Genomic DNA, 15,679 nt, shown 5'->3' with positions numbered 1-15,679 from the left:
AATTGTCCCGGTACTTCGATGGATCCGAATCGCCTCGCTGATTGTCGAAAGCTCACCGAGAACTGCACGCAAGATCTGAAATCCGATCCGCCAGGGAGAACCACCGTGGATTTGTTGTTTCTGGGCACGTCTGCCGGCGTGCCGACCCGCCAGCGCAACGTCAGCGCAACAGCATTGATCGCCTCTGCCGGCAAGGGCTGGTACCTGATCGATTGCGGTGAAGGCACCCAGCATCAGGTGCTGCGCACGCCGCTGTCACTGAGTGAATTGCGGGCGATTTTCATCACTCATGTGCACGCCGATCACTGCCTGGGCTTGCCGGGTCTGCTGGCGAGCACCGGCATGTCCGGACGCACGCGGCCGCTGGACATTATTCTGCCGGCGGCGCTGCATCCGTGGCTGAGAATGAGCCTGGAGGTGACGCAATCGCATCTGCCCTTCGAGATCAACCTGCACGCTGTGGAAACGCTTACCGAATGGCGCAACCTCAACGTTCAGGTGCAGACCGTCGAGTTGTCCCACCGTGTGCCGTGTCACGGTTATGTATTTACCGAGTCCGATCCGGAACCGCGTCTCGACGTGCAGCGACTCGACGCTGAAGGCATCGAACGCGGCCCGCTCTGGGGTCAGTTGGCCCATGGTCAGGACGTGGAGGTTGACGGGCGGATGCTGCACGCTCGCGACTATCTGCTGAGCGCGCGACCTGATCGGCGCATCATCGTCTGCGGCGATAACGATCGGCCGGCACTGCTGGCAGAAGTGGCGCAATCGGCGGATGTGCTGGTGCATGAAGCGACATTCGTGCAGGCAGCAATCGACCGCGCTCGTGCCAGTTACGGCCACAGTAGCGCCGCCGCTGTCGCCGGTTTCGCCGAATCCGCTGGGGTGCGCAATCTGGTGCTGACGCACTTCAGCGCACGCTATCAGACCAACCCGGCGGTGAGTCCGTCGATCGAAGATGTGCGCAGTGAAGCGGCGGCGCTGTATAACGGCCAACTGATTCTGGCGCGGGATCTGCAGCGTTATCACCTCGACCGCTTTGGGCATTTACAGCCCGTGGCAATCGAGCGCAAACCGCTGCAGGTCGCGCCGTAATTCGATACCGCGTCCGCCCGGATGGTGGGCGGACGCTGGTAGGTGCGGTTATTTCTTGGCTTCCTTGTCCGGATCCGCCGAGCGTTCGAGAAACGCGTCGGTCAGTTGCGGCAAATGCTTGAGCAGCCATTCAGCCATGGCCACTTCCTGCGGCAGAATCTGTTCGCAGGCCTTCTGAGTTTGCGTGTCCCCCGCCGCTTTCGCCGCTGCAATAAGCACGGTGTAGCTGGCGACTTCCATGTTCTCGAAAACGTAGCCGGCCATAGCGCCCTTGATGACTTCATCGCTCATCAAGGAGCCGCCAACAGCCTGACCGAACGCCATCAATTTGCCGCCCAGGTCCTTGATCGTCGAAGAATCGCCCCCCAATCGTTGCAGGCATTCGTCGATGAGCTTCTGCTGGCCGAGGGTTTCTTCGATGTGCTGATCGATGCGCGCCTTGAGCTGCGGGTAATGTTCCAGACGCTTGGATTGCGCCTTGAGCATCTGCTCGGCCTGTTGCTCCATGGCATGGGCGTCACGCAGCCAGTCGAGCAGGTTTTCCTGTGGAGTAGCCATTGTCGAGTCCTCTTCTTGATGATTTCACAGTGATCAACCGGGGCGCGCCGCCTGATGTCCGGCGCGCCCCACGTGCCTTACAAACCAGGCTTGGCCTGCGCGCCGGAGCCCAGATCCGCACCGGTGACCGGCTCGCTGTTGGGGTCGGACATGGTGCGCATTTTCATGTTTTCCAGCAGCGCTTCGTCGGCGCTGTCCAGTTGCACGGTGGCCAGGCCGTCGCCGCCGTCGACCGCCGGCGTCGGGCTTTCGACAAACTCCCAATCGTCGCCCTGATTCCACGGCCCGCGCATGCTTTCGGTTCCTTGCGACATGTTGAAGTAGACGTTGGTGAACTCAGGCATGCCGGGCAGCTTGCCTTGCGGGAAGTTGGGCTGAATCGAATGCAGGGCTTTTTCGAACGACAACTGGTGGGCGATCTCACGGGTCATGAGAAAACCCAGTGCCTCTTTCACGCCGGGGTCATCGGTCACGTTCATCAAGCGCTCGTAAACAATCTTGGCCCGCGCTTCTGCAGCGATGTTGGAGCGCATGTCGGCAGTGGGCTCGCCGATCGTATCGATGTATGCCGCCGTCCAGGGTACGCCGGCCGAGTTGGTCAGCGGCGAACCGGCACCGTAGAGCAGGCTGGTGATGTGCGAGTCATTGCCGTTGCCATTGAGCGAGCGATACAGCTCGCCCTCCTGTTCGACGCCTTCGGCCATCCGGCCTTTGGCGCCCTTGTTGAGCATGACGATGATCGAGCCAATGATTTCCAAATGGCTGAGTTCTTCAGTGGCGATATCCATCAGCAAGTCCTTGCGTCCCGGATCGTCCTCGGCCAGGGCTTGAGTGAAATAGCGCGAAGCCGCCGCCAGTTCACCTTGTGCGCCGCCAAACTGCTCGAGCAACAGATTGGCCAGCCCCGGATTGGGCTCGGCGACACGAACGGTGTATTGAAGTCGCTTGTTATGTAGAAACATGACAAATCTCCTCAGTCGGGTAAGCGTGGCAAGTTCTGGGTAAAAGTTTGCCTACCCTTTTGTGAAGCATTGTCGTTGCGGAAATTTCAAAAAATTTGCGGCGACAGGACAAATGGTTTGAACCGCGCCAACAAGCGAAACGGGGCTATACCGCTGGGGATATTCGCACTGGAATGACCGGAACTTATTGCCGGAATCGAGTCTCCAGCGCGCGATTCGATTTCCAGCGCCGCGATCACTAACGCAGCAAATGCACCACCAACCCAACCAACGCACAGCCCAGCAACACCTGAATCACTCCGCGCTTGAAGCGAAACAGCGCAATGGCCGCCGCAATGGCGATCAACGCCGAGGGCCAATCCAGGCTGCCGCTGAACCCTTGCGGCCAGAGCACGTGGTAGCCGAAGAAACACGCCAGATTGAGAATCACCCCAACCACCGCAGCGGTGATCGCGGTCAGTGGGGCGGTGAATTTGAGTTCGTCGTGCGTTGACTCCACCAGCGGGCCGCCGGCGAGGATGAACAGGAAGGAAGGCAGAAAGGTGAACCACGTCACCAGCGCGGCGGCGACCGCTCCGGCGAAAAACACCTGATCGGCGCCGAACACCTGCGTCACATAAGCGCCGACAAAACCGACAAACGCCACCACCATGATCAGCGGCCCCGGCGTCGTTTCGCCCAGCGCCAGGCCGTCGATCATCTGCGTCGGGGTCAGCCAGCCGTAGTGACCGACCGCACCTTGATAGACATAGGGCAGCACCGCATAAGCTCCACCGAAGGTGAGCAGCGCTGCCTTGGTGAAGAACCAGCTCATTTGCGTCAACGTGCCCTGCCAGCCGAATAGCGCGGTCAATACTCCCATCGGCAACGCCCAAAGCGCGGCACCGATCACGGCGAGCGTGGCCAGTTTCGTCCAGCTGAAACGGGCATGGGCCGGGGTTGGCGTGTCGTCGTCAATCAACGCCGCGCCGAAAGACTTCTTCGCTGCGCTATGCCCGCCGGCCCTGAATTTCTCCGGTGCCAGTCGACCGCCGAAATAGCCAATCACCGCCGCACCCAGCACGATCAACGGGAACGGCACATTAAACGCAAAGATTGCGGTAAACGACGCCGCCGCAATCGCCCACAGCCAATTGTTCTTCAGCGCCCGCGAACCGATGCGATGCGCCGCTTGCACGACAATGGCCGTCACCGCAGGCTTGATCCCGTAAAACAGCCCCGCCACCACCGGCACTTCACCGAAGGCGATATAGAGCCACGACAGGAAAATCAGGATGAACAGCGACGGCAACACGAACAACGCCCCGGCCACAATCCCGCCCCAGCTCCGATGCATCAGCCAGCCAATATAAGTCGCCAACTGCTGCGCCTCAGGCCCGGGCAGCAACATGCAATAGTTCAAGGCATGCAGAAAACGCCGCTCGGAAATCCAGCGCCGCCGCTCGACCAACTCCTGGTGCATGATCGAAATCTGCCCGGCCGGCCCGCCGAAACTGATAAAGCCCAGCTTCAACCAGAACCAGAAAGCCTCGCGCAGGCTCACGGCCTGCGGCTTCACATCGTCATCCCCCGCCAACGGCTGAACTTCACTCATCGAGCTGTTCCTTTTATGCAGTCGGCAGGTTGTACCCGAAAAGCGTAACGAACAAAACGCCAGAAACGAAAAAGCCCCCGTAATCAGCAATGATTACGGGGGCTTCGTCTTGTTCAATAATGGCGGAGAGATAGGGATTCGAACCCTAGGTACCGGTGAAGGTACAACGGATTTCGAATCCGTCCCATTCGGCCACTCTGGCATCTCTCCAACGGCGCGCATCATAACAACACTTTCGTTGGTTGCGAACCCCCCAAACGAAATTTTTTCCGTGCTATCAGATGCTTGCGTCGATTAAAGCGGTACGCCCAGACGAGCGGCGACTTCTTCGTAGGCTTCGATGACGTCACCGAGGCCCTGGCGGAAGCGGTCCTTATCCATCTTCTTCTTGGTGTCCTTGTCCCACAGACGGCAGCCGTCCGGGCTGAACTCGTCGCCGAGGACGATCGAGCCGTCGCTGAACACGCCGAATTCAAGCTTGAAGTCGACCAGCAGCAGGCCGGCGTCGTCGAACAGTTTGCTCAGGACTTCGTTGACCTTGAGCGACAGTTCCTTCATGCGCGCCAGTTGCTCGGCGGTACCCCAACCGAACGCCACAACGTGGGATTCGTTGATGAACGGGTCGCCCTTGGCGTCGTCCTTCAAGAACAGTTCGAAGGTGTACGGGTTGAGCTTCATGCCCTCCTCGACGCCCAGACGCTTGACCAGGCTGCCCGCGGCGTAGTTACGCACGACGCATTCGACCGGGATCATGTCGAGCTTCTTCACCAGGCATTCATTGTCGCCCAGCAGTTTGTCGAACTGGGTCGGCACGCCGGCCGCTTCGAGCTTCTGCATGATGAAAGCGTTGAACTTGTTGTTCACCATACCTTTGCGATCGAGCTGTTCGATGCGCTTGCCGTCGAACGCCGAGGTGTCGTTGCGAAACAGCAGGATCAAGCGGTCAGCGTCGTCGGTCTTGTAAACCGATTTGGCTTTGCCGCGGTAGAGTTCTTCACGTTTTTCCATGATGGGCTCCGCTTGCTAAGTAGGTGGGCTAGGCGATGTGGCGCCAGTCGAGCCCTGAATCTTGATCGGCCAGTTGCAGCCAGTCCGGGTCGCACCCGAGGGTGTCGACAAAACATTGCCGGGCCAGCTGCGGCAGGTTGTTCTTGCTGCTCAGATGGGCCAGAACCAGGTGTTGCAAACCCTGCCAGCCCAACTCGGCCACCAGGAATGCCGCCTGATGGTTGTTCAGATGTCCGCGTTCGCCGCCCACCCGCTGCTTGAGAAAGTACGGGTAGTGGCCACGGGCCAGCATGTCGCGGCAATGGTTGGACTCGATTATCAACGCATCGAGATCCCGATAGCCGTCCAGCACCCGCTCGCAGAACGACCCCAGGTCGGTCAGCAGGCCGAAGCGCCGCTGTTCCTGATCGCTGAAGACGTACTGGGTCGGCTCCTGCGCGTCATGGGCCACGGCAATGACCCCGACGTTCAGTGCGCCGATCTGCAGTTGCTCGCCGCCGGCCAGAAAGCCTGCGGGTTCAAGCGGTTTGCGCATCCCGCGCAATGTGCCGCGACTGAGGTAGACCGGCAGATTGTAGCGCCGAGATAGCAAACCCACGCCATGCACGTGGTCGGCATGTTCGTGGGTCACGAGTATCGCGCTCAGTTGCGCCGGGTGCACACCCAGGCGCAAAAGACGTCTTTCGGTTTCCCGCAGGGAAAAACCACAATCCACCAGCACATATGTATCAGCACTGGCGATCAGCGTGCCGTTCCCTTGGCTACCGCTGCCGAGAACGGCAAAACGCATATCGGATCAGCCCAGGTTGTCCTGAATCACGCTCAACACTTTACGCGCGACATCGGCCGGCGCGACGGTGTTGATGTTCTTTTCGACGGTGACCTGGATGTTCTCGCCCACCTTGCTCAGGCGAACCTGATAACGCTCGGCGCGGGCTTCGACTTCTTCCTTGCTCGGCGCACTGCCGAACAGGCTGCTGAAGAAGCCAGGCTTGTCGTCTTTCTTCTCGGCTTTTTCGGCCAGGTTGATGTAGTACAGGCCCAGACTGCGGTTGATGTCTTCAACGCGCCATTCGCCCTGTTCCAGCGCACGGCCGACGCTCGACCAGGCGCGGTCCAGATCGGTACCGACGTTCAACACCGGGTTGCCGCTACCGTCTTCGCTGAGGCTGACGCGGCTTGGCGCGTCGAAATCACGCGAGGCCAGCATCGACACCGAACCGCCCTTCTCGGAGGTGCGGCTCATGCTCGCGAGCATGTCGTCGACCAGCGCAGCGTCCAGGCCAGTGTTGACCGAACGGTTGGTGAAAGCCACGTCCGCCGTGCTGCCGGCAGGACGCTCGGCGCTGACCACGTAGATTTCACTGGTGTTGCGCTGCACGCCCGGCTCGATGCGCACGCGCACGCGGGTTTCGCTGTCGCTGGCGATACCGGCCGCACTCAGGCGCTTGGCCATCGACGCGGACAGCTCGTCGGAGTGCTGCCAGGTGGTGGTGAATTCACCGGTCTGCGGACGCTGTTCATCCAGACGGAAACCGTTGTCCTGGAAGAACTGCAGCGCCACTGGCCAGACTTCGGCCGGCGGGTGCTGGGCCACGACCCAACGCGAATCACCGCTCTTCTGCAGCGAGTAATCCGTGGCATCGGCAACCGCCGAAAGCGGCTGAGGACGCGGCACGACGTATTCGCCCGTCGCGGTGTCATCGGCCACGTTGCGCGGGATCGGCAACAGCGGATCGAGACGTTTGGCAGTGCTCACATCCGGTGGCAATTGCATCGGTGCAGTCTGTTGCGCTTGCAGGTAATCGCTTCCACGGTCGCGGAAATAACCTTCCGGCCCCCAGACCCATCCGCAGCCACTGGTGCTGGAGATAATCAAGGCAAGTGCGGAAAGTCCGGCCATTCGCTTCATGCGTTGTACTTCCTCAATTAAACCAGGACGTTGCACTGGCGCAGGGCCGAGCGCAGCGTTTCATGACAAGGGGTGCTCAGCCAGGTCAGTGGCAGGCGGATGCCTTCGTGCATCAGGCCCATTTCGACCAAAGCCCACTTCACCGGAATCGGGTTGGCTTCGATGAACAGGTCCTTGTGCAGCGGCATCAGTTTTTCGTTGATTGCGCGTGCGGTACCGGCGTCGCCCTTGAGCGCGGCCTCGCACAGGTCAGCCATTTCGCGCGGGGCGACGTTGGCGGTGACCGAAATGTTGCCTTTGCCGCCCAGCAGGATCAGCTCGACAGCGGTCGGATCATCGCCGGACAGCACGATGAAATCCTTGCTCACGCCATCGATGATCGCTTTGGCGCGCTTGAGGTCGCCGGTGGCTTCCTTGATGCCGATGATGTTCGGCACGGTGGAAAGGCGAATCACCGTCTCGGCCTGCATGTCGCAGGAGGTGCGGCCGGGAACGTTGTAGAGAATCTGCGGAATGTCGACCGCTTCAGCGATGTGCTTGAAGTGCTGGTACAGGCCTTCCTGGGTCGGCTTGTTGTAATAAGGAACCACCAGCAGGCAGGCATCGGCGCCGGCGGCCTTGGCGTTGCGAGTCAGCTCGACGGCTTCGCGGGTCGAATTGGCGCCGGTGCCGGCGATGACCGGAATGCGCCCGGCAACCTGTTTGACCACGGCTTTGATGACGGCGATGTGCTCTTCTACATCAAGGGTGGCCGACTCGCCGGTAGTACCGACGGCGACGATGGCATGGGTGCCGTTCTTGAGGTGGAAGTCCACGAGTTTGCTGAGGCTGTCCCAGTCAAGACGCCCTTCTGCATCCATGGGAGTGACCAGTGCCACCATACTGCCCGCAATCATGAAACCGCTCCTGCCGGAAAAAGAGAGCGGTAATGGTACTGGCGCCAAGATGCTTGCACAAGCGAAGTACTGCGCCGCCGCCATTCCCCTTGGCGCCGCTTTTCGCTACCCTTCAGACTTTGATCGGTACAGATCAGCTTGTACGCCGGGTTTCAGCCTCCCCTTTCGGCCTCCCAGGCCCCGTTCCTGCGTCGCATCGACGCGCTCCTGCACAGTGGAGCGAGCCGCGAACGCTGGCCGGGGCTCTTTATACGGACCGCCAGAACAGGCACTCCCGGCCGCCAACGCCCGTCAACCTACCGACCGCTCATCGCTTTAGGAATGCTGCATGTCCACCCCCACAGTTCGCGAACAATTCCTTGTCATCAGTGCCCTCGGCGCCAACCCCATGGAGCTGACCAACGTCCTGTGCCGCGCCAGCCATGAAAACCGCTGCGCCGTCGTCACCTCTCGCCTGACCCGCCACGGCGAGTGCAGCGCCCTGGTGCTGGAAATTTCCGGCAGCTGGGACGCCCTCGCGCGCCTCGAAGGCAGCCTGCCATTGCTGGCCAAGCGTCACGCTTTCACCGTCAACGTGGTGCGCAGCGCCGCTCTGGAAAATCGTCCGCAAGCGCTGCCTTACGTGGCTTACGTCAGCTCGGCGTATCGCCCGGACATCATCAATGAGCTGTGCCAGTTCTTCATGGACCACAACGTCGAGCTGGAAAACCTCACCTGCGACACCTATCAGGCGCCACAGACCGGCGGCACCATGCTCAACGCCACGTTCACCGTGACCCTGCCGGCCAACACGCAGATCAGCTGGCTGCGCGATCAGTTCCTCGATTTCGCCGATGCGATGAACCTCGATGCCCTGATCGAACCTTGGCGCCCACAAAACCCAATGTAAGGAAGCTTTCATGGCCGTTGTCATCGACCAACCGGTTGCGGATTTCACCGCGCCTGCGACCAGCGGGCAAACCGTCAGCCTGTCCGAACTCAAGGGCAAGCAAGTGGTGATCTACTTCTACCCGAAGGACAGCACCCCGGGCTGCACTACTCAGGGCCAGGGCTTTCGCGATCAATATGCGGCGTTCAAGGCTGCCAACACCGAAGTCTTCGGCATTTCCCGCGACAGTTTGAAGTCGCACGAAAACTTCAAAGGCAAACAGGAATTCCCCTTCGAACTGATCAGTGACAAGGACGAAGCGGTTTGCCAGTTGTTCGACGTGATCAAGCTGAAAAAGCTGTATGGCAAGGAATACCTGGGCGTTGATCGCAGCACTTTCCTGATTGATAAGGACGGCGTGCTGCGTCAGGAATGGCGTGGCGTGAAAGTGCCGGGGCATGTTGATGCCGTGCTGGCGGCGGCTGAGGCTCTGAATAAAGCCTGATGGTTCTGTTGCGTCGTCACCGACGCGATCGCTGGCAAGCCAGCTCCCACAGGGTTCAGCACATACAAAACCTGTGGGGGCTGGCTTGCCAGCGATGAGGCCAAAAGCCTCACCCCGATTTAAAGCAACGGCGCCACCACCGGTTCCTTTCGCGGCCACGCATCCAGCACTGCCTTGAACAGCGTCGCCAGCGGGATCGCAAAGAACACCCCCCAGAATCCCCACAACCCGCCAAACAACAGCACCGCGCAGATGATTGCCACCGGATGCAGATTCACTGCTTCCGAAAACAGCAACGGCACCAGCACGTTGCCGTCCAGCGTCTGAATAATTCCGTAAACCGCCATCAGGTAGATGAACTGATCGCTCCAGCCCCACTGGAACAGCGCAATCAGCAGCACCGGCACGGTCACCACTACCGCACCGACATACGGCACCACCACGGACAGACCGACCAGCAACGCCAGCAGCGCCGCGTAGTTCAGGCCCAGCGCGATGAAGGCGATGTAGGTCACGCCTCCGCAAATCACTATCTCGATGCCTTTGCCACGTATGTAATTGGCGATCTGCCGGTTCATTTCCTGGGCGACGCGGGTGATCAGCGCGCGCTCGCGAGGCAGATAGCCACGCACCCACTCGCCAATCATCGCCCGATCCTTGAGGAAGAAGAACACCAGAATCGGCACCAGCACCAGGTAGATCATGATGTTCACCAGCAGCGGCAAACTCGACAACGAGAAAGTCAGTGCCCACTGACCGAACTTGCCAATCTCGCCCCGCGCCGCTTCGATCGCTTGCAGGACTTGCTCGTCAGACACCAGATGCGGATAGCGCTCCGGCAATAGAAGCAGCAGCGATTGCCACTTGGCGAGCATGCCCGGCAACTCGTTGAACAGCGTGATCAACTGATGCCACAGCAATGGCAGCACCACGACGATAAACAGCATCAGCGCGCCCATGAACAGCGCAAACACCAGCCCCACGGCCACCCCGCCGGGCACACGCAGCCGCTCGAGCGTCACCACCAGGCCCTGCATCAGATACGCCAGCACCATCCCGGCCAAAACCGGCGCAAGCATGCCGCCGAGGGTAAGCACGGCGGTGAAGGCGAGAAACAGCAGCACTGCCAACACCACCGCTTCCTCATCGGAGAAGTAGCGCTGAATCCAGTCGCGTAACACTTTGAACATCAATAATCCCTTCGATCGTTAACGCGCTCGCGTCAGGCTTTTTTCAACCAGTAACGGTAAACGCCAGCCTCGTCTTCTTCGCGCAACAGCGCATGACCGGCCAGTTTGGCAAAGGTACGAAAATCCCGTTGCGAGCCCGCATCGGTGGCGATGACCTTGAGTACAGCGCCGCTTTGCAGTTTATTGAGTTCCATTTTCGCCTTGAGCAACGGCAACGGACAGTTCAGGCCACTGGCGTCCAGTTCCACGTCATGGGCTACAGCGTCAGTCATTGCGTCACTCCGGTTCGGGTTGTCGAGCTGCCTAGAATATCTGGTCGCGGCTTCGGTGTCCGGCTACAGTAAGGTCTTTGTCCTCCAAGGCTTTGTGCATGACTTTTCTGCGCCCTACCCTGCTGACGCTCGCTTGCCTGCTCGCCTCACCAGGCTTTGCCGACGATCTGCCGTCACTCGGCGACGCCAGCTCTGCCATTGTCTCGCCGCAACAGGAATACCAGCTCGGCCGCGCCTGGCTGGCCATGCTGCGCAGTCAGGTTTCCCAGCTCAACGATCCGCAGCTCAAGGATTACGTCGAATCCAGCGTCTATAAGCTGGTGGAGACCAGTCAGGTCTCCGACCGACGGCTGGAATTCATCCTGATCAACAGCCCACAACTCAACGCCTTCGCAGCGCCGGGCGGCGTGGTCGGGGTCAACGGCGGCCTGTTCCTCAACGCCCAGACCGAAGGTGAATACGCCTCGGTGCTCGCTCACGAATTGGCGCACTTGTCGCAACGCCACTTCGCTCGCGGCGTCGAAGCCTCACAAAGAATGCAGGTGCCGATGATGGCCGCTTTGCTCGCCGGCATCGTCATCGCGGCAGCAGGTGGCGGTGATGCCGGCATCGCCACCATCGCCGGCACCCAGGCTGCGGCGTTGCAGGAACAACGGCGCTTCTCACGGCAGAACGAACAGGAAGCGGACCGCATCGGCATCCTCAACCTGGAAAAGGCCGGGTACGACCCGCGCTCGATGCCGACCATGTTCGAGCGCCTGATGCGCCAGTACCGCTTTGACGCGAAGCCGCCGGAATTCCTTCTGACTCACCCGGTTACCGAATCGCGTATCGCCGACACCCGCAACCGCGCCGAGCAGGCGAAACCGGGCGGCATCGAAGACAGCATGCGCTACCAGTTGATCCGCGCGCGGGTGCAGTTGATCTACGAAGAAACCCCGGGACTGGGCGCCAAGCGTTTCCGCGCCCTGCTCGATGAAAACCCGAAAAACGATGTGGCGCGTTACGGCCTCGCCATCGCCCAGATCAAGGGCGGCCAGCTCAACGAGGCCCGCGAGAACCTCAAGCAATTGTTGGCCAAGTCGCCGAACGAGATCATCTACAACCTCGCTCAGGTCGATCTGGACATCACCAATAATCGCCTGCCTGATGCGCAGTCACGGGTCGACCGCATGCTCACGCAGTACCCGGGCAACTATCCGCTGAATCAGGTGCGCGTCGATCTGCTGCTGAAACAGAATCGCGCCGCCGATGCCGAGAAGGCGCTAGACAGTTTGCTCAAGACCCGCCCGGATGACCCGGACGTCTGGTATCAGGTTGCCGAAACTCGCGGGCTGTCGGGCAACATCATTGGCCTGCATCAGGCGCGCGCTGAGTACTTTGCGCTGGTCGGCGATTACCGCCAGGCCATTCAGCAGTTGGACTTCGCCAAGCGCAAGGCGGGCAACAACTTCCCGCTGTCCTCGCGCATCGATGCCCGCCAGCGCGAGCTGATGGAGCAGGAGCGTATGGTCAAGGACATGATGGGCTGAGTCTTTCGAGACAAAACAAAAACCAGACACAAAAAAACCGCCTCTTTCGAGGCGGTTTTTTTTACCTTGTTGCTGGCTTATTCAGCCAGTTTGAAGGTGATGAAGCTGGCACGGCCCTGACGCAGCACGCGCATCGACACCGAACGGTTCTTCGGCAATGCCTTGGCGATGTCGGTGAACTCCTTGGCCGAGCCGATGGCCTGATTGTTCAGGTGGGTGATCACGTCACCCGGTTGCAGACCGATCAGGGCCGCAGGACCGTCCTGCACTTCCTTGATCACCACACCACCTTTGAGGTCGTAGGTTTTCTTCTGCTCGGCGGTCAATTCACCGACCGCAACACCGAGGCGGTTGCTGCTGCTTTCAGCACCGGATTTCGGCAGACCTGCCAGCTCCTTGTCCTCGTCCGGGATTGCGCCGACGGTCAGCTCGACGTTCTTGCGCTTGCCTTCACGAATCACTTCCAGATTGGCTTTGGCGCCAGCCTTCAGCGCGCCGACCAGATGCGGAAGATCGGCGGACATGACGATCGGCTGACCGTTCATGCTCAGGATCACGTCGCCAACCTGCAGGCCGCCCTTGGCCGCAGGGCCGTCATCCTGGATCTGCGCTACCAGCGCGCCAGCTGGCTTGTCCAGACCGAACGACTCGGCCAGATCCTTGTTCACTTCCTGAATGACTACGCCAAGCCAGCCACGGCTGACTTTGCCACCGCTCTTGAGCTGATTGGAAACGTCCATCGCCACGTCGATCGGAATGGCGAACGACACGCCCATGAAACCACCGGAGCGCGTGTAGATCTGCGAGTTGATGCCGACCACTTCACCGTTCAGGTTGAACAGCGGGCCACCGGAGTTGCCCGGGTTGATCGGCACGTCGGTCTGAATGAACGGCACATAGTTTTCGTTCGGCAGGCTGCGGCCGACAGCGCTGACGATGCCTTGGGTCACGGTGTGGTCAAAGCCGAATGGCGAACCGATCGCGACGACCCACTGGCCGGCCTTCAGGTCTTGAGATTTGCCGAGCTTGAGCACCGGCAGATCCTTGCCTTCGATTTTCAGCAACGCCACGTCAGAGCGTGGATCGGTGCCGACCAGCTTGGCTTTCATCTCACTGCGGTCAGCCAGACGGACGAGGATTTCGTCAGCATCGGCGATCACGTGGTTGTTGGTGAGGATGTAGCCATCCGGCGAAATGATGAACCCCGAGCCCAGCGATTGCGCTTCACGTTGGCGGCCATCGCCACGTGGCGAGCGCTGCTGAGGCGGCATGCCGCGCTCGAAGAATTCGCGCAGCATCGGTGGCAGGCCTTCCAGATCCGGCATCTGCTGATTGACACGACGGTCCGGCAGTTTCTGCGTGGTACTGATGTTCACCACCGCTGGCGACGCTTGTTCGACCAATTGGGTGAAATCAGGCAGATCGGCCGCTTGCGCAGCAGGCACCGCCTGACCGAGCAACAGCACGGTGGCGAAGATGGAAAGGTAAGACTTCAAACTTGGTATCGACATACAGCTCCCGTTACGACGAGCAGGGTTAAGCGATATGGAGCAAAGGAACACCGGAAACCACAGACCGGCATTTTTGTTCCGGGAACAACAAACAAGGCCAGAGCCGTGAGGCTCTGACCTATAAAAAATTTTCAGGGGTTTTGCAAATGAAAATGCTCAGCAAACATTTCGACGTCTCGACGACGAAGTGGAAATGACTGAAATCAGCTCACTGCTTGCTGGTCGCAGCGCCATCGTTGTTACGCATCGATAGAGCGATTCGTTCGGCGGTGCCAATCGGGATTTCGCCGACCACCGTGACCATCATTTCACCCTGCGGCGTGGTCAGGCGACGGGATACCGCGACGGTCGGGCCCAACTGAGTGCGGGTGTCAGTGACGGTTGCGCCATTCAACGGTTCAAGGAACACCGAGAAACGCGCCAGACCATCGTCATACATCAGACTGCTGACCTGGGTCTTGGTCTGCGCATCCTTGTGCGAACTGCTGCTGGTCAGCTCAAAGCCTGGCGGGAGCCAGTCCGAACGCCAGTTTTGCACGGTTTTAGCTGCAGAAGCCTTGTCGCTTGCAATGTTGATCGGCTTGCAATCCGGGTCCGCCAACAAGTCCTTGTCCGACGGGACTTCATCCGTGTCGAGGCTGGTGAACTGGAAACGCTCGAGCAACTGCCCCTTGTCGTTCAAAAGCAACGACTTGAGCGGCAGCCCGGTTTTCTTGTCCAGATGCAACTCGAAACCATAACGGTGTTGATCACGAGGCGTCAGCGACACGATCACTGCATCACGGCCGGCCACGCGCGACTTGCCAATGACGGCAAGGTCATACCAATTCTTCAGCTTTTTGGGATCCAGCGCACGGGCGGCAGCATTGGGTGAATCACCCAATCCCGCAATCAGGGTGCCGCTGACGCATTGAGTACGTCCATCAATACGCACGACTTCCTGAGCCGAGCCGTCGAGCTGTAATAACCTCTCGCGGACCTGGCCATTCTGGACGCGATGCCAGATGTTGTGCGTGGAAAAACTGCCGTTGCGCTCGTAAACGAAAGTGCCGTGGAAGCTCTGCTGCTGCTCGGCCTGGCCCAGACGGGTCAACCAGTCCTGGGCCTCGTCAGCGTGGGCTGGAACTATGAACCAGCCACTGAGCAGAAGCGAAAGTAGAGGGATGGCGCGCATGATCCTCCTTAACGGTTTTCCAGGCTTGCGGCACGTGCGTATGGCAGCGCGCTTTCAGTTCCTTTGAGCGCAGCCTGCTGAGCGTGCTGACGCAGGTAGCCTGGCAGACGCTGATCATGCCAGCCTGGCTGACCTTGCAGAACGCCGTTGGCCATAGGGCCAGTCGCTTCCGAGCTTTCGCTGTAACCAGCCAGAACTGCCGGACCTTTGACCTGTGGAGTGGCCAGAGTAGGCTGATTCGACTGTTGGGCCAGCTCAACACCGGCGATTTCGTCCTGGTTGTACAGGCGAACACCGGCCAGAACGGCCACGGTTACCGAAGCGGCAACAGCGAGGCGACCCAGGTTACGCCATGGGCTGCGGGATACTTTGGCCGGAGCCGTTTCGTCTTCCAGCGCAGCAGACACTGCCGCAGCGATATCCAGACGCGGAAGCAGCAGATCCTTGTGCATGGCTGCCCGAGCGATCTGGTAACGAGCCCAGGTCTCACGGGTATCAACATCATCCAGTGCGCTGAGCACTCGACGCAATTCCAGTTCGTCCGCTTCGTTATCCATCACTGCGGACAGCGATTCCTGCAGGGCTTCACGACTCATGGCGTT

The 15,679-nt window shown here is 60.0% G+C and carries 16 protein-coding genes and 1 tRNA gene; 4 read left to right on the top strand and 13 right to left on the bottom strand.

The window, feature by feature from the left end:
* Window positions 1-105: 105 nt before the first annotated feature.
* Window positions 106-1,095: a ribonuclease Z gene (locus HU724_RS07595; RefSeq protein WP_186568337.1), complete on the top strand. Its 990-nt coding sequence runs from the start codon at window positions 106-108 to the stop codon at window positions 1,093-1,095.
* A gap of 48 nt (window positions 1,096-1,143) precedes the next feature.
* Here the strand turns inward: HU724_RS07595 and HU724_RS07590 are convergent, their stop codons facing one another.
* From HU724_RS07590 to dapA, 8 genes are all read right to left on the bottom strand, one after another.
* A complete protein-coding gene (locus tag HU724_RS07590) occupies window positions 1,144-1,653 on the bottom strand; it encodes a ferritin-like domain-containing protein (RefSeq protein ID WP_039760925.1) in 510 nt (169 codons plus the stop codon).
* Between the two features lie 77 nt (window positions 1,654-1,730).
* Window positions 1,731-2,615: a manganese catalase family protein gene (locus tag HU724_RS07585; RefSeq protein ID WP_186568335.1), complete on the bottom strand. Its 885-nt coding sequence runs from the start codon at window positions 2,613-2,615 to the stop codon at window positions 1,731-1,733.
* A 238-nt stretch (window positions 2,616-2,853) separates the two neighbouring features.
* The gene (chrA, locus tag HU724_RS07580; protein WP_186568333.1) at window positions 2,854-4,209 is read right to left on the bottom strand and encodes a chromate efflux transporter; all 1,356 of its coding nucleotides are present in this window, start codon (window positions 4,207-4,209) and stop codon (window positions 2,854-2,856) included.
* Window positions 4,210-4,329: 120 nt separating this feature from the next.
* Window positions 4,330-4,419: transfer RNA gene (locus HU724_RS07575), tRNA-Ser, on the bottom strand.
* Window positions 4,420-4,503: 84 nt separating this feature from the next.
* On the bottom strand, window positions 4,504-5,217 hold the full coding sequence (purC, locus tag HU724_RS07570) for a phosphoribosylaminoimidazolesuccinocarboxamide synthase (protein WP_016771262.1): 714 nt from the start codon (window positions 5,215-5,217) through the stop codon (window positions 4,504-4,506).
* A 28-nt stretch (window positions 5,218-5,245) separates the two neighbouring features.
* Entirely contained in the window at window positions 5,246-6,007 is a 762-nt protein-coding gene (locus HU724_RS07565) for an MBL fold metallo-hydrolase (protein WP_186568331.1), read from the bottom strand.
* A 6-nt stretch (window positions 6,008-6,013) separates the two neighbouring features.
* On the bottom strand, window positions 6,014-7,129 hold the full coding sequence (gene bamC, locus HU724_RS07560) for an NlpB/DapX family lipoprotein (protein WP_186568329.1): 1,116 nt from the start codon (window positions 7,127-7,129) through the stop codon (window positions 6,014-6,016).
* Window positions 7,130-7,146: 17 nt separating this feature from the next.
* Window positions 7,147-8,025 carry a 4-hydroxy-tetrahydrodipicolinate synthase gene (dapA, locus tag HU724_RS07555; protein ID WP_186568327.1) on the bottom strand — a complete coding sequence of 293 codons (879 nt, stop codon included), beginning with the start codon at window positions 8,023-8,025 and terminating at the stop codon, window positions 7,147-7,149.
* 328 nt (window positions 8,026-8,353) lie between these two features.
* Here dapA and HU724_RS07550 point away from each other — a divergent pair, with 328 nt between their 5' ends.
* Window positions 8,354-8,914 carry a glycine cleavage system transcriptional repressor gene (locus tag HU724_RS07550; RefSeq protein WP_071174673.1) on the top strand — a complete coding sequence of 187 codons (561 nt, stop codon included), beginning with the start codon at window positions 8,354-8,356 and terminating at the stop codon, window positions 8,912-8,914.
* 10 nt (window positions 8,915-8,924) lie between these two features.
* Entirely contained in the window at window positions 8,925-9,398 is a 474-nt protein-coding gene (locus tag HU724_RS07545; protein ID WP_041478861.1) for a peroxiredoxin, read from the top strand.
* A 119-nt stretch (window positions 9,399-9,517) separates the two neighbouring features.
* Here HU724_RS07545 and HU724_RS07540 read toward each other — a convergent pair whose 3' ends face one another.
* Together HU724_RS07540 and HU724_RS07535 are read right to left on the bottom strand one after the other, a co-directional pair.
* Window positions 9,518-10,588, bottom strand: coding sequence for an AI-2E family transporter (locus HU724_RS07540; RefSeq protein WP_016771268.1), 1,071 nt, complete (start codon window positions 10,586-10,588; stop codon window positions 9,518-9,520).
* 32 nt (window positions 10,589-10,620) lie between these two features.
* Complete coding sequence (locus tag HU724_RS07535) at window positions 10,621-10,860, bottom strand: sulfurtransferase TusA family protein (protein WP_016771269.1); 240 nt, start codon at window positions 10,858-10,860, stop codon at window positions 10,621-10,623.
* Between the two features lie 98 nt (window positions 10,861-10,958).
* Between HU724_RS07535 and HU724_RS07530 the strand changes: the two genes are divergently transcribed.
* Complete coding sequence (locus HU724_RS07530) at window positions 10,959-12,392, top strand: M48 family metalloprotease (protein ID WP_039760903.1); 1,434 nt, start codon at window positions 10,959-10,961, stop codon at window positions 12,390-12,392.
* A 77-nt stretch (window positions 12,393-12,469) separates the two neighbouring features.
* On the opposite strand, the gene HU724_RS07525 is transcribed toward HU724_RS07530, so the two are convergent.
* From HU724_RS07525 to HU724_RS07515, 3 genes are all read right to left on the bottom strand, one after another.
* The gene (locus tag HU724_RS07525) at window positions 12,470-13,903 is read right to left on the bottom strand and encodes a DegQ family serine endoprotease (RefSeq protein ID WP_016771271.1); all 1,434 of its coding nucleotides are present in this window, start codon (window positions 13,901-13,903) and stop codon (window positions 12,470-12,472) included.
* A gap of 208 nt (window positions 13,904-14,111) precedes the next feature.
* Window positions 14,112-15,077 carry a MucB/RseB C-terminal domain-containing protein gene (locus HU724_RS07520; protein WP_186568325.1) on the bottom strand — a complete coding sequence of 322 codons (966 nt, stop codon included), beginning with the start codon at window positions 15,075-15,077 and terminating at the stop codon, window positions 14,112-14,114.
* Window positions 15,078-15,085: 8 nt separating this feature from the next.
* The gene (locus HU724_RS07515) at window positions 15,086-15,673 is read right to left on the bottom strand and encodes a sigma-E factor negative regulatory protein (RefSeq protein ID WP_008077804.1); all 588 of its coding nucleotides are present in this window, start codon (window positions 15,671-15,673) and stop codon (window positions 15,086-15,088) included.
* Window positions 15,674-15,679: the final 6 nt, after the last annotated feature.

The organism is Pseudomonas iranensis (genome assembly GCF_014268585.2).
Taxonomy (GTDB): Bacteria; Pseudomonadota; Gammaproteobacteria; order Pseudomonadales; family Pseudomonadaceae; genus Aquipseudomonas; species Aquipseudomonas iranensis.
The sequence above is the reverse complement of the archived record's forward strand: the minus strand, read 5'-3'. Positions and strand labels throughout refer to the sequence as shown.

Bases quoted from the DNA above. Each gene is read 5' to 3' on its own strand.
- HU724_RS07590 (WP_039760925.1), bottom strand. From the start codon at position 1,653: ATGGCTACTCCACAGGAAAACCTGCTCGACTGGCTGCGTGACGCCCAT.
- HU724_RS07585 (WP_186568335.1), bottom strand. From the start codon at position 2,615: ATGTTTCTACATAACAAGCGACTTCAATACACCGTTCGTGTCGCCGAG.
- chrA (WP_186568333.1), bottom strand. From the start codon at position 4,209: ATGAGTGAAGTTCAGCCGTTGGCGGGGGATGACGATGTGAAGCCGCAG.
- purC (WP_016771262.1), bottom strand. From the start codon at position 5,217: ATGGAAAAACGTGAAGAACTCTACCGCGGCAAAGCCAAATCGGTTTAC.
- HU724_RS07565 (WP_186568331.1), bottom strand. From the start codon at position 6,007: ATGCGTTTTGCCGTTCTCGGCAGCGGTAGCCAAGGGAACGGCACGCTG.
- bamC (WP_186568329.1), bottom strand. From the start codon at position 7,129: ATGAAGCGAATGGCCGGACTTTCCGCACTTGCCTTGATTATCTCCAGC.
- dapA (WP_186568327.1), bottom strand. From the start codon at position 8,025: ATGATTGCGGGCAGTATGGTGGCACTGGTCACTCCCATGGATGCAGAA.
- HU724_RS07550 (WP_071174673.1), top strand. From the start codon at position 8,354: ATGTCCACCCCCACAGTTCGCGAACAATTCCTTGTCATCAGTGCCCTC.
- HU724_RS07545 (WP_041478861.1), top strand. From the start codon at position 8,925: ATGGCCGTTGTCATCGACCAACCGGTTGCGGATTTCACCGCGCCTGCG.
- HU724_RS07540 (WP_016771268.1), bottom strand. From the start codon at position 10,588: ATGTTCAAAGTGTTACGCGACTGGATTCAGCGCTACTTCTCCGATGAG.
- HU724_RS07535 (WP_016771269.1), bottom strand. From the start codon at position 10,860: ATGACTGACGCTGTAGCCCATGACGTGGAACTGGACGCCAGTGGCCTG.
- HU724_RS07530 (WP_039760903.1), top strand. From the start codon at position 10,959: ATGACTTTTCTGCGCCCTACCCTGCTGACGCTCGCTTGCCTGCTCGCC.
- HU724_RS07525 (WP_016771271.1), bottom strand. From the start codon at position 13,903: ATGTCGATACCAAGTTTGAAGTCTTACCTTTCCATCTTCGCCACCGTG.
- HU724_RS07520 (WP_186568325.1), bottom strand. From the start codon at position 15,077: ATGCGCGCCATCCCTCTACTTTCGCTTCTGCTCAGTGGCTGGTTCATA.
- HU724_RS07515 (WP_008077804.1), bottom strand. From the start codon at position 15,673: ATGAGTCGTGAAGCCCTGCAGGAATCGCTGTCCGCAGTGATGGATAAC.